Genomic DNA, 21449 nt, shown 5'->3' on the forward strand with positions numbered 1-21449 from the left:
TCTCCGATGGTGCTTTCAGGCGGTTTCACCGCTGGGTCCCCTCTGTTACCGATGTGCTACAAGCCGCTAACGACGTTCACATTGGCGGTGAGCCGGGTGTGAACCCGTCATACGCGGGCGGCCGCCAGGCTCCGCACCGGGCCCGCCGTCCGCAGGTAGCAGGCCCAGGTCAGGAGCGCGCACATCGCGTAGAATCCGGCGAACGCGGCCAGCGCGGCGCCCGCGCCCCCGGTCGCCGCGATGGAGCTGCCGAATCCCCGGTTGATGAAGAAGCCGCCGAACGCGCCGATCGCGGAGATGATCCCGATCGCGGCGGAGGCGTCGCGCTTGCCGACGGCCAGGGCGGTGTCGTAGGCGGGCGTACCGGGGGCGATCCCCGCGACGGCCTTGGCCCGGAAGATCGCCGGGATCATCCGGTAGGTGGAGCCGTTGCCGATGCCGGTGGTGGCGACCAGGAGCATGTACGCGCCGAAGAAGAGGGCGAAGCCGTGCTGGGCCACCCCCTGCCAGACCAGCGCCGCCGCACCCGCCATGGCGGCGAAGTTGACGAGCGTCACCCGGGCCCCGCCGAGCCGGTCCGACAGCCACCCTCCGACCGGGCGGATCAGCGATCCGAGCAGCGGGCCGATGAAGGCCAGGCCGACCAGGGACGCGTGCTCGGGGAACTGGCTCTTGATGAGCAGCGGGAGCGCGGTGGAGTAGCCGATGAAGGAGCCGAAGGTGCCGATGTAGAGGACCGCCATGATCCAGGTCTGGGCCCGCCCTGCGATCTTCAGCTGGTCCCTCGGGCTGGCCTTGGCGGAGGTCAGGTTGTCCATGAAGAAGTAGGCGCCGAGCGCGGCGGCCAGGATGAACGGGATCCAGAACAGCCCGGCGGCGGCCAGGCCGAAGGCGCCGATCACCAGCGGCATGACGAGCTGGACGGAGCTGACGCCGATGTTGCCGCCGGCCGCGTTGAGACCGAGCGCCGACCCCTGCTTGGACTGGGGGTAGAAGTAGGTGATGTTGGCCATGCTTGAGGCGAAGTTGCCGCCGCCCAGCCCCGCGGTGGCCGCGATCAACAGGAACACCCAGTACGGCGTGCCCGGGTCGCCGACCGCCACGGCCAGCAGCACGGCGGGCACGAGCAGCAGCAGCACGCTGACGACCGTGAAGTTCCGGCCGCCGAATCTGGCCGGGGCGAAGGTGTAGGGGATGCGCAGCGCCGAGCCGATCAGGTTGGGCAGCGCGACCATCCAGAAGAGCTGGTCGGTGGAGAACTCGTAGGAGCCGAGCTGCACGGTCACGATGCTCCACACCGTCCAGAGCGTGAAGCCGAGATGCTCGGCGAAGATCGAGAAGATCAGGTTGCGCCGGGCGACCTTCCGTCCTTCCGCCTCCCAGAAGCCCTGGTCGTCGGGCCGCCACTCGCTGATCCAGCGCTTCGCCATCGTTCCTCCTAGTTTTCCAAAAGGGGGATTATTGGGAAAACCGTAGGAGGGGGGCGTTACGCACATTCACGCTCTGTGATGGTGCGCGGGTTACGTGTGACTAACCGCTGAAATATGCAATGCACAGGCCGCACATACGTAACGTCCCGGAAACACGATGATTCCGCCGGTCACGGTTGAGGCAATGCGACAATGGGAATCGTGTGCATGTCCGTTCGTCGCCTCGGGGAGTGCGCGTGGCCGTCCAGCCGATCCGACCGTTCGCAGATCCAGTGCTACGGACCGTAGCCGAACCCGTGACCAGCTTCGATCGCGAGCTGCGCGGCCTGGTCAAATCCCTCCAGGCGACCATGCGGGCCGGCGCCGGTCGCGCGGGCCTCGCCGCCCCGCAGCTCGGCGTTTCGCTCCGGGTTCTCGTCTACGAGCTGGACGGCAGGGCGGGCCATCTGATCAATCCGCGCCTGGAGCCGTCCGAGCGGAAGATCGTGGCCGACGAGGCCTGCCTGTCCGCCCCCGGCCTGTGGTGGCCGCTGGAACGCTCCTACATGGTCACCGCCCGTGGCCGTGACATGTTCGGCAAGCCCGTCACCGTCCGCGCCCTGGGCATGCTCGCCCGGGTCCTGCAGCACGAGGCCGACCATCTCGACGGCGTCCTCTTCATCGACCGCCTCCCGGAGGACGAGCGGGAACGCTTCCTCCAGACCGCCTCCTCCTGACCCCTCCGGAGCCTCGGGCCCTTCCACGACCGCCGCCGGAACGCCGGGCCCGTCCCGGCGGCCCCGCTCCCCGGCGGCTCCCGCCGCGCGCGATCCCGCCCCCTCCCGCCCGCGGGCTCCGGCGCCGGATCCCCCTGTGCGCCGACTCTCCGCGGAAACATTTGCCCGCCATGCCGCCGACCTGTACACTTCGATGGTTGCAGTCGTAGTTCTCGACGGCGCTTGTCATCTCAAGCACCACAGGAAGACCGCCGACAGCGGGCGTTACAGTTTCTCCGGATGGTTTCCGCGGATGCATGGTAGGGTCCGCAACGCAGCCCCGAACCTTCGACCTGATGGTTCGGTGAGGCTCCCAATGAGGAGAAGTAGTTTTGTCTGAGGGCACTGTTAAGTGGTTCAACGCCGAAAAGGGCTTCGGATTCATCGCGCCGGATGACGGCACCGCCGATGTCTTCGTGCACTACTCGGCTATCAACTCCGGTGGTTACCGCACCCTGGAGGAGAACCAGCGTGTCAGTTTCACCACCACGCAGGGCCAGAAGGGCCCGCAGGCCGACCAGGTTCAGGTCATCTGACCTGATCTAAAGGCTTCCTGTCCGGGCCCGTACCGCTCCAGCGGTACGGGCCCGGACTTTTTTGCCGCCGTGACCCGCCGGGACCCCGGCGCCTCCCCCGGAGACGCCGCCGTCACCTTCCCGGGTCATCCCGCCTTCAGGCGCCCCGTACGCGGGCGGGCGTCCGGCCGTCGGCGGCGGGCGCCCTGCCCACGGGACGGCGCCCGCCGGCAGGGCAGCGGCCGGCTCTCAGAGCTCGACGCCGAGCAGCGCGTCCACGATGTCCCTGACGAGCGCGGGCGCTCCGGGGTCGGTGCCGCCGCCCGCCAGGGCCCGGTCCGCCCAGGCGTCGACCACCGCGAGCGCTCCGGGGGCGTCCAGGTCGTCGGTCATGCGGGCGCGGAGCTCCGCGAGCACGGTCTCCGCCTCGGGTCCGGCCGGCAGGCCGACGGCCGAGCGCCAGCGTGCCAGCCGTACCTCGGCGGAGGCCAGCTGGTCGGCGGTCCACTCCCAGTCGCTGCGGTAGTGATGGGCCAGCAGGGCCAGCCGGATGGCCATCGGGTCGGCCTCCTTGCGGAGCCGGGAGACGAAGACCAGGTTGCCCTTGGACTTGGACATCTTCTCGCCGTCCAGGGCGACCATGCCCGCGTGCACGTAGGCCTTCGCGAAGGGCCACTCCCCGCAGGCGACGTGGCCCTCGTGCGCGCCGCACTCGTGGTGCGGGAAGATCAGATCCGAACCGCCGCCCGCGACGTCGAACCCGCTGCCCAGGTTGGCCAGCGCGATCGCGGTGCACTCGATGTGCCAGCCGGGCCTGCCCTGGCCGAACGGCGAGGGCCAGGACGGCTCGCCGGGACGCTCGGCGCGCCAGAGCAGCCAGTCGAGCGGGTGCTTCTTGCCGGCCCTGTCGGGGTCTCCGCCGCGCTGGCCGAACAGGTCGAGCATCCGCTCCTCGGAGTATCCGGAGACGGCACCGAACTTGGGCGCCGCGGCGACGTCGAAGTAGAGGTCCCCGTCGAGGTCGTAGGTGGCGCCCTTGTCGCGCAGGAGCTCGATCAGCTCGGCCACCTGGTCGATGACCTCGGTGACGCCGACGTATTCGCGCGGCGGGAGGATCCGCAGCGCCTCCATGTCGGTCCGGAACAGCTCGATCTCGCGCTCGGCGAGCTCCCGCCAGTCCTGCCCGGTCTGCTCGGCGCGCTCCAGGAGGGGATCGTCCACGTCGGTGGCGTTCTGGGTGAAGTGGACCTCGTGACCGGCGTCCCGCCAGAGCCGGTTGACCAGGTCGAAGGCGAGGTAGGTGTTGGCGTGGCCCAGGTGGGTGGCGTCGTAGGGCGTGATGCCGCAGACGTACAGCCGCGCCGTGGGGCCGGGCTGGGTGGGGCCGACCTCTCCGGCGGCGGTGTCGAACAGCCGCAGCGGAGCACCAACACCAGGGAGCCGAGGGACCTTCGGCGCAGACCACGATCTCATGTATTGAGCCTATCCAGCAGACGGACCGCCCCGATCAGCCCGGGGCGGTGGATACAGGGGCACTTGTCTCAACCGCCGGAGCCCGGTTCATCATCCCGGGAGGACGCGGCGGAAGGCCGCCGGGTCGCGTGGATCTTCGGTGAAGTCGTAGCGGACGCCGCCGGCGGCCAGGGCGAGCAGGGTCACCGACAGGGAGCCGAAGACCCGCCCGTCGGGCAGCTCGTGATGGATGATCATGGCGCGAGGGTCCCCGGAGGGCAGGCCCGCCCCGGTCGCGAGCTCCCGCCACTCCTCCCAGGGGGCGTCGAGGGTCGCGGGGCGGCCGGCCTTGGCGAAGAGGGGGCGGAAGAAGGCCACGCGCTCGTTCTCGTCGCCCTGCTCCCAGCCACTGTTGACGATCATGTGGGTCCCCGGCGGGAGCTCCTCCTCCCCCAGCAGGACGCCGTTCCAGTGCCACAGCCGGGCCCCGCCCGGATCCGCCAGAACCAGATGGAAAGGGTCATAGCAGGTCAGGTCCAGGTCCGGTAGACGGCCTTCGGCCGCCGCCCGGAGCGGCAGCTCGCCCCGGGACCGGCGGGTCTCCTCCGGGGCGAGCACGCCACGGCCGTTGAGCAGGGCCCCGACCCGCCTGGTGGGGGGATCGACGGCCAGCCAGGTGCCGCCCGCCTGGAGATCACGCCCGCCGATCAGGCCCGGCCAGTGCTCGGCCGGGGGGACCCACGGCCGGCCGGTGAACTCATCGCGCACCCCGACGAGGATCAGGGGGATCTCGGCGCTCGGATCGATGCTGACGACAACCGTGCACATGCCCGGCAGGGTATCGCCCCCGCCGGGGACGACCTCAGATCGGGGGCCAGGGGAGGGCGGGCCAGTCCTGCGACGGGAGGGGGTGCAGGCCGGTGTCGAGGAGCCTGCGGACCCGGGACCAGGTGGCCTCGACCTCGGCCAGGGTGAGGAGCTCGCGCAGGCGGCGGCCCAGGCGGCCCTGCTCCAGATCGCGCTCGAGGCGGGCCAGGACGTTCATGGCCTCACGGGACAGGGGCTTGCCGCGCCACTGCCAGAGCACGGTGCGGAGCTTGTCCTCGGCGGAGAAGGAGACGCCGTGGTCCACCCCGTGGATGTGGCCGTCGATCAGAGGGAGCAGGTGGCCGCCCTTGCGGTCGGCGTTGTTGACGACCGCGTCGAACACGGCCATCCGCCGCAGGGCGGGCTGGCGGCTGCGGATGAGCGCCATCAGGTCGACCTCCGGATCGGTGTCGATCCAGAGCTGGCACATGCCGGGGCCGAAGGGGCCGTCGCGGTAGACGGTCGGCGGGACGATCCGCCAGCCGGTCGCCGCCGAGACCTCGAAGGCGGCCACCTCGCGGGCGGCCAGGGTGCCGTCGGGAAAATCCCAGAGCGGGCGCTCTCCGCGTACGGGTTTGTAGACGCAGGCCGCCGCGAGCCCGCCCAGCCGGACCGAACAGTAGAGCGTCATGTTGGTCGCCTCGACAAGCCGGCCGGCGACCTCCAACTGACCGTCGCGGAGCAGACGCAGAGCAGTCTCGTCGTCCAGCCCCGCCGCGGGCGCCGCGCTCAGCGTGGGCTCGCTTTCGGCACTCATTCGCCTCCTTCAACCGATGAAGCGCTACTACCCCGGTAACCATTGAGACGCACGCAGATATGCCCCTCGGCGTCGAGCGGCTGGCCGCACAGCGGGCAGGGCGGGCGTCCTGCCGCGACGAGGGCCATGGCGCGCTTGGTGAAGGCCCTGGCAGCGCCGGGGCTGATGTGCACGCGCAGCACCGCGGGCTCGGCGAGCGAGGGCGGCTCGAGCTCCTCGTCCTCCGCGACGATCTCCTGGGCCTCGATCACCACCTGCGCGGTGTCGGAATCCCAGGCCAGGGCCATCGTGCCGACCTTGAAGTCCTCGCTGATCGGCACGTCGAGCGGGCCGTTGTCGGCGAGAGCGGCCGGGGCGGTGGCGGGCACCTGCGCGGTCCCCCCGCTGCGCCGCAGCACCTCGTCGAGGAGCTCGTCCAGCCGATCAGCCAACGCGGCGACCTGGAACTTCTCCAGGCCGACGGTGGTCAACCGGCCCTGTCCCCGGGCCTGCAGGAAGAAGGCTCGTGATCCCGGTTGCCCAACGGCACCGGCCACAAACCTCTCGGGTGGGTCGTAGTCGAAGACCGGCATAGCCCGACCTTACGTGGTCCCGGCTCCGCCGCCGACTGCGGCATCGCTCCCGGTGAAGTTTTCTCCCCCGTCTTTGTGCTCCGAACCCTCCGGGGGCCGCAGTCCGGCCACATCTCCTCCCAGATCGTTGAGCCTGAGCACGAAGGGGCGCAGCGGGGTGTAACGGATCGCGGTGAGCGAGGCGGGGTCGGCGGCTATCCGCTGGAACTGGTCCAGATGGAGGCCCATGGCGTCGGCCACGATTGCCTTGATCACGTCTCCGTGGCTGCAGACGAGATAGACCGCCTCCGGGCCCAGGCGCTCGTTCCACTCCCGGACGGCACTCACGGCGCGGTGCTGGACGGCGGGCAGGGATTCTCCCCCGGGGAACGTCACGGCGCTCGGGTGGGTCTGCACGACCTGCCAGAGCGGGTCCTTGGCGAGCTCGCCCAGCGGGCGGCCCGTCCAGTCGCCGTAACGGCACTCGCCGAACCGGTCGTCGGTCAGCACCTCCGCCGTCCGCCCGTCCCGCGCGCCGGCGATCGCCTGGGCGGTCTCCTGGCAGCGCTCCAGCGGGCTGGAGACGATCGCGTCCAGCTCGAGCGACGCCAGCCGCGTGGCCAGCGCCTCCGCCTGCGCCTGTCCCGCCTCGCTGAGATGGACATCCGGGGTCCAGCCGGCCAGCACCGGACCGGTGAGATGGGTAAGGCCGTGTCTGGCCAGCAACAAGGTCGTCACGTGGCCAAGTCTTGCAGGCCTCACTCCACTACTTTTAACTGCCTGACCGGTAATCTGGCCGGATCATGGAGCAGCGCTATGTGGGCCGGAGCGGCTTGTCGGTATCCCGCCTTGGACTGGGGACGATGACATGGGGGCGTGACACCGGCGCCGAGGAGGCCGCGGCGCAGCTCCGCACGTTCGCCGAGGCCGGCGGCACCCTCATCGACACCGCCGACGTCTACACGGGCGGGGAGGCCGAGCGGCTGCTCGGCCGGCTGATCCGCGACGCGGTGCCGCGCTCGGAGCTGGTGCTGTCCACCAAGGCCGTGCTCACCCCCACCGGGCGCCGGCCGCGCGACGCCTCCAGAAAGCACCTGATCGCCGCCATCGACGCCTCGCTGACCCGGCTCGGGGTCAACGAGGTGGAGCTGTGGCAGCTCCACGCCTTCGACCCCGCCGTCCCCCTGGAGGAGACCCTGGCCGCGGTGGACGCCATCGTGTCCTCGGGCCGGGCCGCCTACGCCGGGGTGTGCGACTACGCCGGCTGGCAGCTGGCGGCCGCCGCCGTCGGCCAGCGGACCGTTCCCGGCCGGGTGCCGATCGTCGCGGCCCAGGTCGAATACTCGCTGCTGGCCAGGGAGGCCGAGCGCGAGCTGGTCCCGGCCGCCGAGCACGTCGGCGCCGGGGTGCTCGCCTGGTCGCCGCTCGGCCGGGGAGTCCTCACCGGCAAGTACCGCACGGGCATCCCCGCCGACTCCCGGGCCGCGACCCCGCACTTCGCCGACTTCGTCAAGCCCTACCTGGACGAGAGGTGCCGCCGGGTCGTGGAGTCGGTGACGACCGCGGCCGAGGGGCTCGGCGTCTCGCCGCTGTCGGTGGCCCTGTCCTGGGTCCGCGACCAGCCCGGGGTGACCTCGGCGATCGTCGGTGCCCGCACCCATGCCCAGCTGGCCGGTGTGCTCCAGGCCGAGGACCTCACCCTGCCGATGGAGATCAGGGAGGCGCTCGACGACGTCTCCGCCGACTGAGACCCGGAGGCGGGAGACGAGGAGAAGGTTGAACAGAACGAGAATCCGTCTCGCGTATCACTAGTCGATACCGAATCGCAACTTTACCTGGAAAACTCCGGCTCCCCAACAAAACTGTCTGTGAGTGACGGGAGGGGGCGCCCGGATGTCAGCGAGACCTGATCGTTGATGGGCGAGGGGGGCAATTGCGAACCACGATCTCCGCCGGTGTGCTGGCGCTGGCGCTGGGCGGCGGGATCCCCATGATCGCGGCCACGACCGCGAGCGCCGCCGCACAGGTGGACTGCGACAACAGCGGGCTGCTGGGTGGGATAACCGGCGGGCTCTGCAAGGCCGTGGGCACCGTCGGCGATGTCGTGGGCGGGCTCACGGGCACCGCCACGCCGCCCGCGGCCGGTGACGACGGCTCCGGCGCCACCGGCTCCGGCACCGGCACCGGCACCGCCGAGGAAGCGGCCGTGGACGACGCCGGAGCCTCGCGTTCCGCGCCCGCACCGGACACCAGGGCCGCCACGGAGGAGCCCGCCGGCGACGGCCTGCTGCCCAAGGTCCTCGACGATGTCTGTCTCCCGCTGGTGGCCTCGCCGGAGTGCGAGAGCCCGTCGGCGATCTCCGCCCCGGAGAAGACCGGGCAGCCGCCCGCGCGGTCGCATCCCCGCCCCTCGCGGAGCGGCAGACCCGACTCCGCCGGGAAGAAGCCGGTGCCGCTGCCGACCGAGCCCCTCCGCCCGCCGGAGACGCGGACGCGCGTCACGGACGCCGGCGAGCCGGTGGTCCCCCAGCCGCCCCCCGTGATCGACGCCGAGGCGCCCCGGGTCGAGCTGCTGTGGCCCCGTCCGGGCATGGAGGAGCTCCAGAAGCGCGTGCAGGACTTCCAGGGGCGGGTGACCGGCGGGGGGACCGTCACGCCCACCCGGTCGTCCGGCACGCTGGGCACCGTGCTCACCGCCGGCCTGCTGGTCGTGGCGATCCTCGCCGTCCGCCTGCTCTACGCCAAGCGGGGCGAGGAGGAGTCGATGCCGTTCGAGCCGATCCGGATGGGACGGCAGCGGACGGCCTAGGCGTACCGCCCATGGACGTCGGTGACGGCGCCGCGACCGGAATGATCCCGGCATGGGTGAGGACCTCGTAGCGCGGCACGACAGCGGCGGAGGCCGGCGTTCGGCGGGCGTCGAAGCCTGAGCCGGCGTTCGGCGGGCGTCGAAGCCTGAGCCGGCGTCAGCCTGGCGTCGAGGCCTGGGCCGATGTCCGGCGGTCCGCCGGACATCGGGCGGCGCCGGCCGGGCGGCCTCGTCCGCGAACGGGGGAGGCCCGGCCCGCCGGACGGAGGTCAGGCGCCGATCGCGTGCACGCCGCCGTCGACGTGCACGATCTCACCGGTCGTGGCCGGGAACCAGTCCGACATCAGGGCCAGGCAGGCCTTGGCCGCGGGCACGGTGTCGCCCAGGTCCCAGCCCAGCGGCGCCTTCTCCGGCCAGCTCTCCTCGAACTCCTTGAAGCCGGGGATGCTCTTGGCCGCCATCGTGCGCAGCGGCCCGGCCGCCACCAGGTTGACGCGGATCCCGTGCTTGGCCAGATCACGGGCCAGGTAGCGGGAGCACGACTCCAGGCCCGCCTTGGCCACGCCCATCCAGTCGTACACGGGCCAGGCCTTGGTCGCGTCGAAGTCGAGGCCGACGACCGCGCCGCCCTCCTTCATCAGCGGCAGGCAGGCGACGGCCAGCGACTTGAACGAGTAGGTCGAGATGTGCAGGGCGGTCGCCACGTCCTCCCACGGGGTGTTCAGGAAGTTTCCGCCGAGGCAGCTCTGCGGGGCGAAGCCGATGGAGTGCACCACGCCGTCGATCCCGTCCAGGTGCTGGCCGACGCGGTCGGCCAGCGAGTCGAGATGCTCGGTGTTCTGCACGTCCAGCTCGATCACCGGCGGCGGCTCGGGGAGCCGCTTGGCGATGCGCTCGACCAGGCTGAGGCGGCCGAAACCGGTCAGCACGACCTGCGCGCCCTCCTGCTGGGCCAGCTTGGCGACGGAGAAGGCGATGGAGGCGTCGGTCAGGACGCCGGTGACCAGAATGCGCTTGCCTTCAAGGATTCCCATGGGTGCCGCCCCTCATCTGATGAATCGTTCATGTGTTCCGGCGGGCAGGACCTGCCCGCCGCTCACCACTGTGGAGGAAGGCGAGAAGCCACTCCTTCCGGGGAGTGGAGGAGTCACCTCAGTGCCCCATTCCCAGCCCGCCGTCCACGGGGATGACGGCCCCGGTGATGTAGGCGGCGTCCTCGCTCGCCAGGAACTTGACCACGCGCGCGACCTCGTCGGCGCTCGCGTAGCGGCCCAGCGGGATGTTCTTGCGGATCTGCTCCTGGTGGGCCTCGTCCAGCGCGGCGGTCATGTCGGTCTCCACGAAGCCCGGGGAGACCACGTTGACCGTGATGCCGCGCGAACCGAGCTCGCGGGCCACGGACCGGGCGAAGCCGATCAGCCCGGCCTTGGAGGCGGCGTAGTTGCTCTGCCCCGCCGAGCCGAGCATGGCCACCACCGAGGAGACCAGCACGATCCGGCCGCGCTTGAGCCGCAGCATGCCGCGCGTGGCGCGCTTGGCCACCCGGTAGGCGCCGGTCAGGTTGGCGTCGATGACGTCGGCGAAGGTCTCCTCCTTCATCATCGGCAGCAGCGTGTCCCTGGTGATGCCCGCGTTGGCGACGAGCACCTCGACCGGGCCGTGCTCGGCCTCGATCTTCCCGAACGCCGCATCGACATCGGCCGTGCTGGTCACATCGCACCGCACGCCGAAGAGGCCCTCTGGGGGCTCTCCGGAGCGGTAGGTCACGGCGACGGCGTCACCGGCCTGGGCGAGCTGGCGGGCGATCGCGAGGCCGATGCCGCGGTTGCCGCCGGTTACGAGAACAGATCGAGCCATAGAGCTGACGCTATCGGCTACCCGGGGGTAAACCTCTTGTCCGTGAGGGACAAGATCACAGGGCTAGGATCGTTGACATGCGCCAGATCGATCCCGATTTCCTCGCTCTGCCCCTGAGGCGGCTGGCGGACGCGGCCCTGCAACGCGCCCGTGACCTCGGCGCCGAGCACGCCGACTTCCGGCTTGAGCGCGTCCGCTCGGAGACCCTGCGCCTGTCCGACGCCTCACTCGAAGGCGCCATCGACGCCGACGACCTCGGCTACGCCGTACGGGTCGTCAAGAACGGCACCTGGGGCTTCGCCTCCGGCATCGACCTTACCCCTGAGGCGGCCGTGAGGGCCGCCGAGCAGGCGGTGGAAGTGGCCGTCATCTCCGCGGCCGTCAACCGCGAACCCATCACGCTGGCCCCCGAACCGGTCCACTCCGACGTCACCTGGGTCTCGGCCTACGACGTCGACCCCTTCGCGGTGCCGCTGCGCGACAAGGTCGCCCTGCTCGCCGACTGGTCGGACGCCCTGCTGAGGGAGCCGCGAGTGGACCACGTCCAGGCCTCGCTGCAGCAGGTCAAGGAGCAGAAGTTCTACGCCGACACCGCCGGCACCTCCACCACCCAGCAGCGGGTGCGCCTGCACCCCGAGCTGGAGGTGATGAAGGTCGAGGACGGGCGCTTCGAGTCGATGCGCACGCTGGCCCCGCCGGTCGGCCGGGGGTACGAATACCTCACCGGCACCGGCTGGGACTTCCCCGGCGAGCTGGCCCGCCTGCCCGAGTTCCTCGAGGAGAAGCTGAAGGCGCCCTCCGTCGAGGCGGGACGCTACGACCTGGTCATCGACCCGTCCAACCTGTGGCTGACGATCCACGAGTCCATCGGGCACGCCACCGAGCTGGACCGGGCCCTCGGCTACGAGGCGGCCTACGCCGGGACCAGCTTCGCCACCTTCGACCAGCTCGGCAAGCTGGTGTACGGCTCGCAGGTGATGAACGTGGTCGGCGACCGCACGACGGAGCACGGCCTGTCCACGGTCGGCTACGACGACGAGGGCGTGGCGACCAAGCGGTTCGACATCGTCTCCGGCGGCGTCCTGGCCGGATACCAGCTCGACCGGCGGATGGCGCGGTTGAAGGGCCTCGGCGCCTCCAACGGCTGCGCCTTCGCCGACTCCCCCGGCCACATGCCGATCCAGCGCATGGCCAACGTCTCGCTGCTGCCTGCGCCCGATGGACCCTCCACCGAGGGGCTGATCTCCGGGGTGGAGCGCGGCATCTACGTCGTGGGCGACAAGAGCTGGTCCATCGACATGCAGCGTTACAATTTCCAATTCACCGGCCAGCGGTTCTACCGGATCGAGAACGGCAGGATCGCCGGCCAGGTCCGCGACGTCGCCTACCAGGCCACGACCACCGACTTCTGGCGGTCGATGGCGGCCGTCGGCGGGCCGCAGACCTACGTGCTGGGCGGCGCGTTCAACTGCGGCAAGGGCCAGCCCGGCCAGGTCGCCCCGGTCAGCCACGGCTGCCCGTCGGCGCTCTTCCGCGATGTGCGCATTCTCAACACCCTGCAGGAGAGTGGCAATTGAACGGGCGCGGCGACAGGCACGACGGCGTCCGCGGATGCGGGCTCCGCGCCCGGGGCGAGGGGATCGCATGAGCGAGCGGACCGGAGAACAGCACACCTCGGCGGACGTCTCGACCGGCCGTGGGGAAGGGATCGGGATGAGCCCCCAGGAGATGATCGAGAAGGCTCTGGATCTCTCCACGGCCGACGACGTCGTCGTGATCGTGGACGAGGGCTCCAGCGCCAACCTGCGTTTCGCGGGCAACACGCTCACCACCAACGGCGTGGGCCGTTCCTCGCAGCTCACCGTGATCTCGATCGTGGGCCGGGGGGTGGGTGTGGTGTCGCGGGCGGCGGTCCGCCCCGAGCAGCTCGCCGACATCGTCGCCGCCGCCGATCACGCCGCAGAGGACGCGACGCCGTCCGAGGACGCCCGGCCGCTGGTCGAGGGCGGCCGCTCGGCGGACTGGGACCTGCCGGCGGAGTCCACCTCCATCGGCGTGTTCGGTGCCTTCGCCCCCGCCCTGGGCGAGGCCTTCGCCACGGCCGAGGCGGGCGGGCGCAGGCTGTACGGCTTCGCCGAGCACATCGTCACCACCACCTTCGTGGGCACCTCGGCCGGGGCCCGGCTCCGGCACACCCAGCCCACCGGCCGGCTGGAGCTCAACGCCAAGTCACCGGACATGAAGCGCTCGGCGTGGACGGGCGTGGCCACCCGCGACTTCTCCGACGTGGACGTGGCGGCGCTCGACGCCTCGCTGGCCCAGCGGCTGGAGTGGGCGAAGAACCGGATCGACCTGCCGGCGGGCCGATACGAGACGCTCCTGCCTCCGACGGCGGTGGCCGATCTGATGGTCTACCTGTACTGGACGGCCGGCGCCCGGGACGCGCTTGAGGGCCGGACGGTCTTCTCCAGGCCGGGCGGCGGGACCCGCGTCGGGGAGACCCTCTCCCCCCTCCCGATCCGCCTGTACAGCGATCCGGCCGCGCCGGGCATCGCGTGCGCGCCGTCCGTGGTGGCGCACGCCTCCAGCAGGCAGAGCTCGGTGTTCGACAACACCCTGCCGCTGGCGCCCACCGACTGGATCGCCGACGGCACCCTGACGAGCCTGATCCAGACCCGGCACTCGGCCGAGCTGACCGAGCTGCCCGTGACTCCGGCGATCGACAACCTGATCATGCGGGGGCCCGAGGGCGGCCGGTCGCTGGAGGAGATGATCGCCTCCACCGAGCGCGGCCTGCTGCTCACCTGCCTGTGGTACATCCGCGAGGTGGACCCGCAGAGCCTGCTCCTCACCGGGCTGACCCGTGACGGCGTCTACCTGGTGGAGAACGGCGAGGTCGTCGGCGAGGTGAACAACTTCCGCTTCAACGAGAGCCCGGTGGACCTGCTCGGCCGCCTCACGGAGGTCGGCGCCTCGGAGCAGACCCTGCCGCGCGAGTGGAGCGACTACTTCACCCGCACGGTCATGCCCGCGATCCGGGTGCCCGACTTCAACATGTCGACGGTCAGCCAGGCGAACTAGCGCTGGGCCAGCGGGATGGTGTGCACCCGCTCCCACCGTTTGCCCGTCACCACGCGGGCCGTGGCGTCGGTGAGGTCGTAGACGACCGACCAGCGGGTGTGCCCCTGGGCCACCCGCTGGAGCAGGTCCATCCCGTCCCGCCAGCTCTTCGCCGCGGGAAGGCCCCTGGCGAGCTCGCCGTAGCGGGTGTCGGCCATGCGCCGCTCGCGGGTGGTGCCGGTCATGGCGAAGTTGGTCAGCACCCGGTCCTCGATGACGTTGAGCCTGCCGCCGGAGAACTCCACGACGGCCGACTTCCCGGTGGCGTCGGCGAGCAGGTAGTGGATCTGCGGGCTGCCGGTGAAGTCGACGTCGTAGCGGCGCATGATCGCCACCGCCTCGTCCACGGTCGCCGCCTTGTCCAGCATCACCCGGATGATCCGCACGCTGCCGACGGACGGGCGTCCGGGCGTCCTGGGGGGCAGTTCGCCGTCGGGCACCGCGGCCATGCCGATCGCCAGGCCCTTCTCGTTGACCCCGTCGAAGGGGGTGAGCACGGCGTGGGCCAGCCGGCGGCGGGTCCTCGAGTCGGCCGGGTCGGGCGGGATGTTGCTGCCGAGCACGTAGAACAGGTCCGCGATGGACACCGAGGCGTAACCGTCGGGCGGATCGGCGTGCACGACCATCGCCGGGTTGGGGTCCCAGTCGAAGTTCCGGCCGAACAGCGGCCGCTCCCCCGCCAGGTGGAACAGCGAGCAGGCCCAGCCGTCGGCACGCCCGGCGAGGTCCTCCTCGCTCAGGGAGGCCTCGCGGTCGTAGGAGCCGTGGAAGGTCATCTCGTACAGCGGCAGGTCGTCCACCCGGCGCAGGCTCTGGACCGTCCGCCGCGTGTCGGCGGCGGTCTGGTCGAGCGCGGAGCCGCGCGCCGCCGGGGAGGCGGCCGGAGAGGTGGCTGGGGAGACGGAGGCGGCCGGAGGGGCGGCGGTGCCGCCCACCGGGGTGGAGCATCCGGCGAGCAGCAGCACCGCGGCCAGCGCGGCGCCCGTGGTCCGGCGTAGATCTTCCATCCCCGTAGTCTGCGCCGCCGGGCCCCGCCGTACAAGATCAGGTGTCCTCCAGGCGGAATCCGACCTTCATCCCGACCTGGAAGTGGCCGACCTCACCGTCGACGATGTGCCCTCTGACCTCGGTCACCTCGAACCAGTCGAGGTGACGGAGGGTCTGCGACGCACGGCGGACGCCGTTGCGAATGGCCGCCTCGATGCTCTCCTCGGACGTGCCGACTATCTCGGTCACCCGGTATGTGCGATCCGTCATGCCGTCATCCTTACCCGGCGGCCATGATCGCACGCGCTCCGGCGCCCACCCGGTCCCGGGGTGGAGTCTGACCCGCCCCGTCCGGGGGCTAGGTTGGAATTGTGAAGCTATGGCACAAGCGCCAGGTGGTCCATCAGGTGACCGATGCCCAGCCGTCGCTGAGCGAGGACATCGGGAAACGCGAGAGAAGCTATTTCATCAAGATGGGGATCCGGCTTGTCTGCCTCGTGCTCGCCTTCACGGTCCCGGCCCCACTGCCCGTCAGGCTGCTCCTCTTCGCCGGGGCGATCTTTTTACCATACGTTGCCGTCATCGGGGCCAACGCCCCTCAGCGCGGGGTGTCCAGTGCCCCTGACATGGCGGAAACCGACCAGAACGAGATCCCGCTCCACCGACGCGAGATCGGGTCGTGACTAAGTCTTGACGCATCTCAGGGGTAGGAGGTGTACGCTTTAGCCAAGTGCCCTGGTCCCCCGTCGGGGCACTGGTGCCGGCGTTCCGGGCCCCCGTCGGAACGCCGATGAAGCGGCGCCGGGTGGTTTGCCCCCGTAACCACCCGGCGTCGCCCTTTTCCCGGCCTTTATCTGTCGCCTGTCGTCTCGGCGGCCTTTCTCTCCCACTCCTGCGCCAGCGCGGTGAGCCGTTCCACCGCGTCCGGCGGCGCCGAGCCCGCGCCCTGGGCCAGCCCCAGCACGTAGGCCGTCAGCGGCGCGGCCGGACGGGTCACTCCGTGGGCGACCTCCTTGGTCAGGTCAAGCAGCGCGTCGCGGTCGACCGTCGCGGGATCGACCCCCAGCTCGCGGCAGACCAGCTCGGTCCACTCCCTCAGCACGTTCAACTCTCACTCCTCATCCGGTCATCCGGCTCACCGCTCCGGGCGCGGCGAAGATCCTCCGCCGTGTCGCAATCGAACCACGGCCGCCCGGCGAGGTGGAGCCCGGCGGGGGCCAGCGGGGCGAGAAGCCCGTGCAGGGACCGCCCCTCGTAGCGGGCGAGCGCCCCGGCGAGCTCCGCCGTACGCCAGACTCCGGCGAGCCACTGCTCCCGTCCGTCGTCGTCGACGAGCACCGCTCCCGCTCCCGTCCCCGCCGCGTCCAGCAGCGCCGACACGTGCCCGGCGGCCAGGAACGGCAGGTCGGCCGCGAGCAGCGCCACCCAGGGCGCGGTGACCTCCGCCAGCCCCGCGCGCAGCGCCGGGACCGGGCCGCCTCCGGGCGGATCCTCCTGAACGAAGATCCCCCGAGGCAGTCCGGGACGGGGCGCTCCGACGACGATGAGCCTCCCGGCGTCCGGTACGGCCGCCGCCACCGACTCGATCAGCGGGCGGCCGGCGACGCGCAGGCCCGGCTTGTCACGCCCGCCGAGCCGCCGGGCGAGGCCGCCCGCCAGGATGCACGCGTCGTGGCGAGCGGTCATCCGCCGATCGCGGACATCGGCCGGGAGGGCTGCAGGAAGGCCGGGTCGTCGATGCCGTGCCCGGCCTTCTTGATCCGGACCGCGGCCAGCCAGCGTTCGGCGATCTCGTCGTCGCCGGCTCCCGAGCGGAGCGCGGCGCGCAGGTCGGACTCGTCGGTGGCGAACAGGCAGTTGCGGATCTGGCCGTCGGCGGTGAGCCGTACCCGGTCGCAGGCGCCGCAGAACGGCCTGGTGACCGATCCGATCACCCCGACCCTGGCCGGCCCGCCGTCGACGAGGAACAGCTCGGCCGGGGCGCTGCCGCGCTCCACCGGATCGTCGTCGGTCAGGTCGAAGGAGTCGCGCAGCCGCGCGAGGATCTCATCGGCGGTGACCATGTTCTCGCGGCGCCAGCCGTGCTGGGCGTCCAGCGGCATCTGTTCGATGAACCGCAGCTCGTAGCCCCGCTCCAGGCAGTGGTGGAGCAGCGCGACGGCCTCGTGGTCGTTGATCCCGCGCATCAGCACCGTGTTGACCTTGACCGGGCGCAGTCCGGCGGCGTCGGCCGCGGCCAGGCCGTCGAGCACGTCGGCCAGCCGGTCGCGGTTGGCGAGCCGCTTGAACGTCTCCCGGTCGAGGGTGTCGAGGGAGACGTTGACCCGGTGCAGACCGGCCTCGGCGAGCGGGGCCGCCAGCCGGGCGAGCCCGATGCCGTTGGTGGTCAGCGAGACCTGGGGGCCGGGACGGAGGGCGGTGGTGCGGGCCACGATCTCCAACAGCTCGCGGCGGAGCAGGGGCTCACCACCGGTGTAGCGGACCTCGGTGATGCCGAGCCGCTCCACCCCGACGGTCACCAGCCGGACGATCTCGTCGGCGGTCAGCAGGTCGGGCTTGGGCAGCCATTCGAGGCCCTCGGGCGGCATGCAGTAGGAACACCGCAGGTTGCAACGGTCGGTGAGGGACACCCGCAGATCAGTCGCCACCCGGCCGAACGAGTCTTGCAACGTCAACATGGGGCGTCACCTCCTCTCGTCCATCCTCATCCAGGCAGGGGGCCAGCCTAAGGCCAGCCCCCTCCTGTGCCCATACTGAGCCCGTATCTGCCGACAACATCGCAATCCAGCGGATGATTCCTGAACCGCCCGCCGTGCGACCCTCGGCGCGGACGGGGGCCTCAGCCCTTGATGCAGATGAGCTGCCGGAGGCGGGCGACCACCTCGACCAGGTCGGCCTGGGCCGCCATGACCGACCGGATGTCCTTGTAGGCGCCGGGGATCTCGTCGATCACCCCGGTGTCCTTGCGGCACTCGACGCCGTCGGTCTGCGCCTTGAAGTCCGCCAGCGTGAAGGTCTTCTTGGCCTTGCTCCGGCTCATCCGGCGACCGGCACCGTGTGAGGCCGAGTTGAACGCACCGGCGTTCCCCCGGCCCTTCACGATGTAGGTGCCGGTCGCCATCGAGCCGGGGATGATGCCGAACTCGCCGGATCCCGCGCGGATCGCGCCCTTGCGGGTGACGAGCACATCCACGTCGTCGTACCGCTCCTCGGCCACGTAGTTGTGGTGGCAGGAGATCGGCTGTTCGAAGGTGATGCCCGACAGGTGACGCCTGAGCACGTCGCAGACCAGGGCCATCATGACCGCCCGGTTGCGCCGCGCGTAGTCCTGCGCCCAGAACAGGTCCCGCCGGTAGGCGTCCATCTGCGGCGTGCCCCCGACGAACACCGCGAGGTTCCGGTCGGGCAGGTCCTGGTTGTGCGGCAGCTTCTGGGCCTGCCCGATGTGGAACTCGGCCAGCTCCTTGCCGATGTTGCGCGATCCGGAGTGCAGCACGACCCAGACCACGCCCTCGTCGTCGGCGCAGACCTCCAGGAAGTGGTTGCCTCCGCCCAGGGTGCCCATCTGCACCTCGGCGCGCTCCCGCTTCGGGCGCACGGCCGGGGCCAGGGTGTCGAAGTCCTTCCAGAAGCCCGCCCAGTCGGCGGTCTTCATCCCGTGCAGCCTGGTCGGGTCGACCGGCCTCTTGTGGTGACCGAACCCGACGGGGACCGCCTGCTCCAGCTTCGAGCGCAGGTAGGCGAGGTTGTCGGGCAGGTTGGCGGCCCTGAACGAGGTCTTCACCGCGGTCATCCCGCACCCGATGTCCACACCCACCGCCGCCGGCGAGACCGCGTCCCGCATCGCGATGACCGACCCCACCGTCGCGCCCATCCCGTGGTGCACGTCCGGCATCACGGCGACGCCCTGCACCCACGGCAGGTTCGCGACGTTGCGCAGCTGCTGCATCACCTCGGGCTCGACCTCGGCCGGGTCGGCCCACATGCGGATCGGCGCGCGGCCACCCATCACCTCGTTGTACGTCATCCTCACATCGCCTCCCTCCAGCCGATCAACCGACGACGACAATGACGTCAGAACTCCACCGCTCCTGCAACCGAATTAAAAATCTATAACCCTCTTTACCAGGAAAAATGCCTTTAAATCTCTTAGTACGGGCCCGCCTAGTACGGGCCCGCCACCCGAGGGCGGATCAGAGCGCGGTGATCTCGGTGCCCCGGGCGAGCAGGAGCAGCACGTCGACCGCCGCGACGGCGACGGCCGCCACGAAGGGGGCGCGCGGTGAGCGCCCCGCCGCCAGCAGCCCGGCGACGGCGAACGCCCCGGCCCCGGCGAGCGCGGCCCAGCCCCCGGCGCCGACCGGTCCCGGAGGCCCGAAGACGAGCAGCCCGGTGGCCAGCAGCAGCGGCACCGGGACCAGGGCGCGGACGCGGGCCGGGCCGAGCCGCTGCGGCCAGCCGCGGACCCCGGTGGCGAGATCGGCGGGGATGTCGGGCAGCACGTTGGCCAGGTGCGCCCCGCAGCCGAGGAGCGCCGCGGCGAGGACCGCCCACCACGCGGGCCACGGACCGCCCGGCAGCCCGAGGGTCACGAACGGCGGCAGCACGCCGAAGCCCACGGCGTAGGGCAGCCACGACAGCACGGTGGCCTTCAGCCACAGGTCGTAGGCCCAGGCCGCGGCGACCCCGGCGAGGTGGACGGTCCCGGCCGCCAGGCCGGAGGCGAGGGAGAGCGGCACGCAGAGCACCAGGGCGGCGGCCGCCGCGGCCCACACCGTCCGGACGCTCACCGCGCCGTCGGCAACCGGCTTGCCGGTACGGCCCGCCGCGACGTCCCGCCCGGCGTCCACCGCGTCGTTGCACCAGCCGATCGAGAGCTGACCGGTCAGCACGGCGGCGGCCACCAGGGCGCACCCGGCCGCGTCGCGCCCGCTCGCCACGGCCAGCGCGGTCACCAGTGCGGTGACCGCCACGGTCGGCCCCGGGTGACAGGCCCGCACCAGCCCCAGAACGGCCTGGGGCCCGGATTCACGGCCCAGGCCCGGAGGGCGGCTCGTCGTCACGGAACGATCGTAAGCGTCCCGGCAGGCGTGGAGCACGCCGGAGCTCCGCGCGCGACCCGCGCCGCGGGCCACTGCCCGGGGCGCCGCACGTGGTGCTCGAAAGCCCGGCGGGCCATGGTTTCCGGGTGTCCGGACCGCTGCCCGTGCCCGCAAGGCATGCCGTACACGCAGATGGGCAAAAGGCAGATGTCTGCTATTCGTCAACCAGGGGGTAGTCATCAGATGACGCGAATCGCCGCTGTATGCGGCGCTCTTCCGCCTAACCGCCACTCCCAGGCTGAGATCACCGACGCGTTCGCGCGGTTATGCCTGCCCGAGGGCGCCGACCGCCGGCTGCTGGAGCGCCTGCACACCGGCGCACGGGTCGAATTCCGCCATCTGGCACTGCCCCTCGACCAGTACGCCAAGCTCGACGGCTTCGGGATGGCCAACGACGTCTTCGTCGGCTCCGCCGTCGACCTGGGGGCCGAGGCGGTCGGCGGCGCGCTGGAGGCGGCAGGGCTCGCGCCGGAGGACGTGGACATGATCCTCTTCACCTCGGTGACCGGCATCGCCGCGCCCTCGGTGGACGCCAGGCTGGTGGGCCGCCTGGGGCTGCGCCCCGACGTCAAACGGATCCCGGTGTTCGGGCTCGGCTGCGTGGGAGGGGCCGCCGGGATCTCCCGCCTGCACGACTACCTGCGTGGCTGGCCGGATCACGTGGCCGTGCTGCTCTCGGTCGAGCTGTGCTCGCTGACCCTGCAGCGCGGTGACGCCTCCCCCGCCAACCTGGTCGCCGGCGCGCTGTTCGGCGACGGGGCCACGGCGGTGGTGGCCTGCGGCGACGGACGGCTGCCGGAGCGGGCGGGCCCGTCGGTGCTGGCCACCCGGAGCCACCTGTATCCCGGCTCCGAGGGCGTGATGGGCTGGGACGTCCGCGACAGCGGCTTCCAGGTGGTGCTCGACGCGAGCGTCCCGGACGTGGTGCGCACCTACCTGGCCGACGACGTGCACGGCTTCCTCGCCGACCACGGCCTGACGGCGCGGGACGTGACGGCCTGGGTGTGCCACCCGGGCGGCCCGAAGGTCCTGGAGGCCGTCGCCGAGACGCTCCGGCTGCCCGACGGCGCGCTGGACCTCACCTGGCGTTCGCTGGCCGAGGTCGGCAACCTGTCCTCCTCCTCGGTGCTGCACGTCCTGCGGGACACCCTCGCCCTGCGGCCGCCACCGCCGGGCACGCCGGGGCTGCTGATCGCGATGGGGCCCGGCTTCTGTTCCGAGCTCGTCCTGCTGCGCTGGTAGGGGCC

At 71.4% G+C, this 21449-nt stretch carries 23 protein-coding genes; 8 read left to right on the plus strand and 15 right to left on the minus strand.

Translation table 11 applies throughout. The annotated features are described in order from the left end of the window. Positions 1-107 precede the first annotated feature (107 nt). A complete protein-coding gene (locus SROS_RS28570; protein WP_012892397.1) occupies positions 108-1430 on the minus strand; it encodes an MFS transporter in 1323 nt (440 codons plus the stop codon). 236 nt (positions 1431-1666) lie between these two features. On the opposite strand from SROS_RS28570, the gene def reads away from it, so the two are divergent. Together def and SROS_RS28580 are read left to right on the plus strand one after the other, a co-directional pair. After that, positions 1667-2146, plus strand: coding sequence for a peptide deformylase (gene def / locus SROS_RS28575; RefSeq protein ID WP_012892398.1), 480 nt, complete (start codon positions 1667-1669; stop codon positions 2144-2146). 371 nt (positions 2147-2517) lie between these two features. Beyond that, entirely contained in the window at positions 2518-2721 is a 204-nt protein-coding gene (locus SROS_RS28580) for a cold-shock protein (RefSeq protein WP_012892399.1), read from the plus strand. Positions 2722-2949: 228 nt separating this feature from the next. Here SROS_RS28580 and mshC read toward each other — a convergent pair whose 3' ends face one another. The 5 genes from mshC to SROS_RS28605 form a co-directional block, all read right to left on the minus strand. Continuing rightward, on the minus strand, positions 2950-4173 hold the full coding sequence (gene mshC, locus SROS_RS28585) for a cysteine--1-D-myo-inosityl 2-amino-2-deoxy-alpha-D-glucopyranoside ligase (protein ID WP_012892400.1): 1224 nt from the start codon (positions 4171-4173) through the stop codon (positions 2950-2952). Positions 4174-4263: 90 nt separating this feature from the next. Next, on the minus strand, positions 4264-4980 hold the full coding sequence (locus SROS_RS28590) for an NRDE family protein (protein ID WP_012892401.1): 717 nt from the start codon (positions 4978-4980) through the stop codon (positions 4264-4266). Positions 4981-5014: 34 nt separating this feature from the next. After that, positions 5015-5776, minus strand: coding sequence for an SCO1664 family protein (locus SROS_RS28595; RefSeq protein WP_012892402.1), 762 nt, complete (start codon positions 5774-5776; stop codon positions 5015-5017). After that, on the minus strand, positions 5773-6348 hold the full coding sequence (locus tag SROS_RS28600; protein ID WP_012892403.1) for a DUF3090 domain-containing protein: 576 nt from the start codon (positions 6346-6348) through the stop codon (positions 5773-5775). Before SROS_RS28600 ends, SROS_RS28595 begins: the two co-directional genes overlap by 4 nt. Before the next feature lie 9 nt (positions 6349-6357). Then, on the minus strand, positions 6358-7065 hold the full coding sequence (locus SROS_RS28605; protein WP_012892404.1) for a histidine phosphatase family protein: 708 nt from the start codon (positions 7063-7065) through the stop codon (positions 6358-6360). Between the two features lie 65 nt (positions 7066-7130). On the opposite strand from SROS_RS28605, the gene SROS_RS28610 reads away from it, so the two are divergent. Together SROS_RS28610 and SROS_RS28615 are read left to right on the plus strand one after the other, a co-directional pair. Then, entirely contained in the window at positions 7131-8075 is a 945-nt protein-coding gene (locus tag SROS_RS28610) for an aldo/keto reductase (RefSeq protein ID WP_012892405.1), read from the plus strand. A 185-nt stretch (positions 8076-8260) separates the two neighbouring features. Next, positions 8261-9136, plus strand: a complete 876-nt coding sequence (locus SROS_RS28615; protein ID WP_012892406.1) for a hypothetical protein — start codon at positions 8261-8263, stop codon at positions 9134-9136. A gap of 269 nt (positions 9137-9405) precedes the next feature. On the opposite strand, the gene fabI is transcribed toward SROS_RS28615, so the two are convergent. Beyond that, positions 9406-10170, minus strand: a complete 765-nt coding sequence (gene fabI / locus SROS_RS28620; RefSeq protein WP_012892407.1) for an enoyl-ACP reductase FabI — start codon at positions 10168-10170, stop codon at positions 9406-9408. 118 nt (positions 10171-10288) lie between these two features. After that, the gene (locus SROS_RS28625) at positions 10289-10993 is read right to left on the minus strand and encodes a beta-ketoacyl-ACP reductase (RefSeq protein ID WP_012892408.1); all 705 of its coding nucleotides are present in this window, start codon (positions 10991-10993) and stop codon (positions 10289-10291) included. A 77-nt stretch (positions 10994-11070) separates the two neighbouring features. On the opposite strand from SROS_RS28625, the gene SROS_RS28630 reads away from it, so the two are divergent. Next, positions 11071-12570 (plus strand): TldD/PmbA family protein, encoded by a 1500-nt coding sequence (locus SROS_RS28630; protein ID WP_012892409.1) that lies wholly within the window; start codon positions 11071-11073, stop codon positions 12568-12570. Between the two features lie 136 nt (positions 12571-12706). Then, entirely contained in the window at positions 12707-14074 is a 1368-nt protein-coding gene (locus SROS_RS28635; protein ID WP_043656951.1) for a metallopeptidase TldD-related protein, read from the plus strand. On the opposite strand, the gene SROS_RS28640 is transcribed toward SROS_RS28635, so the two are convergent. Both SROS_RS28640 and SROS_RS28645 read right to left on the minus strand, forming a co-directional pair. Further along, positions 14071-15120 (minus strand): carcinine hydrolase/isopenicillin-N N-acyltransferase family protein, encoded by a 1050-nt coding sequence (locus SROS_RS28640; protein WP_012892411.1) that lies wholly within the window; start codon positions 15118-15120, stop codon positions 14071-14073. The genes SROS_RS28635 and SROS_RS28640 overlap by 4 nt on opposite strands. 37 nt (positions 15121-15157) lie before the next feature. Beyond that, entirely contained in the window at positions 15158-15370 is a 213-nt protein-coding gene (locus SROS_RS28645) for a dodecin (protein ID WP_012892412.1), read from the minus strand. Positions 15371-15507: 137 nt separating this feature from the next. Between SROS_RS28645 and SROS_RS28650 the strand changes: the two genes are divergently transcribed. Continuing rightward, the gene (locus tag SROS_RS28650; protein WP_245564310.1) at positions 15508-15783 is read left to right on the plus strand and encodes a DUF3099 domain-containing protein; all 276 of its coding nucleotides are present in this window, start codon (positions 15508-15510) and stop codon (positions 15781-15783) included. A gap of 167 nt (positions 15784-15950) precedes the next feature. Here the strand turns inward: SROS_RS28650 and SROS_RS28655 are convergent, their stop codons facing one another. The 5 genes from SROS_RS28655 to SROS_RS28675 form a co-directional block, all read right to left on the minus strand. Next, a complete protein-coding gene (locus tag SROS_RS28655) occupies positions 15951-16202 on the minus strand; it encodes a DUF6457 domain-containing protein (RefSeq protein ID WP_245564769.1) in 252 nt (83 codons plus the stop codon). Positions 16203-16204: 2 nt separating this feature from the next. Next, positions 16205-16786: a molybdenum cofactor guanylyltransferase gene (gene mobA, locus SROS_RS28660; protein ID WP_012892415.1), complete on the minus strand. Its 582-nt coding sequence runs from the start codon at positions 16784-16786 to the stop codon at positions 16205-16207. Beyond that, positions 16783-17778, minus strand: coding sequence for a GTP 3',8-cyclase MoaA (gene moaA / locus SROS_RS28665; RefSeq protein ID WP_012892416.1), 996 nt, complete (start codon positions 17776-17778; stop codon positions 16783-16785). Before moaA ends, mobA begins: the two co-directional genes overlap by 4 nt. A 161-nt stretch (positions 17779-17939) precedes the next feature. After that, positions 17940-19127: an RtcB family protein gene (locus tag SROS_RS28670; RefSeq protein ID WP_012892417.1), complete on the minus strand. Its 1188-nt coding sequence runs from the start codon at positions 19125-19127 to the stop codon at positions 17940-17942. 166 nt (positions 19128-19293) lie between these two features. After that, the gene (locus SROS_RS28675; protein WP_043653148.1) at positions 19294-20163 is read right to left on the minus strand and encodes a UbiA family prenyltransferase; all 870 of its coding nucleotides are present in this window, start codon (positions 20161-20163) and stop codon (positions 19294-19296) included. A 222-nt stretch (positions 20164-20385) separates the two neighbouring features. Here SROS_RS28675 and SROS_RS28680 point away from each other — a divergent pair, with 222 nt between their 5' ends. Next, positions 20386-21444, plus strand: a complete 1059-nt coding sequence (locus tag SROS_RS28680; RefSeq protein WP_012892419.1) for a type III polyketide synthase — start codon at positions 20386-20388, stop codon at positions 21442-21444. The last annotated feature ends 5 nt before the right edge of the window (positions 21445-21449 follow it).

The sequence above is a fragment of the Streptosporangium roseum DSM 43021 genome, assembly GCF_000024865.1.
GTDB classification, from domain to species: Bacteria; Actinomycetota; Actinomycetes; order Streptosporangiales; family Streptosporangiaceae; genus Streptosporangium; species Streptosporangium roseum.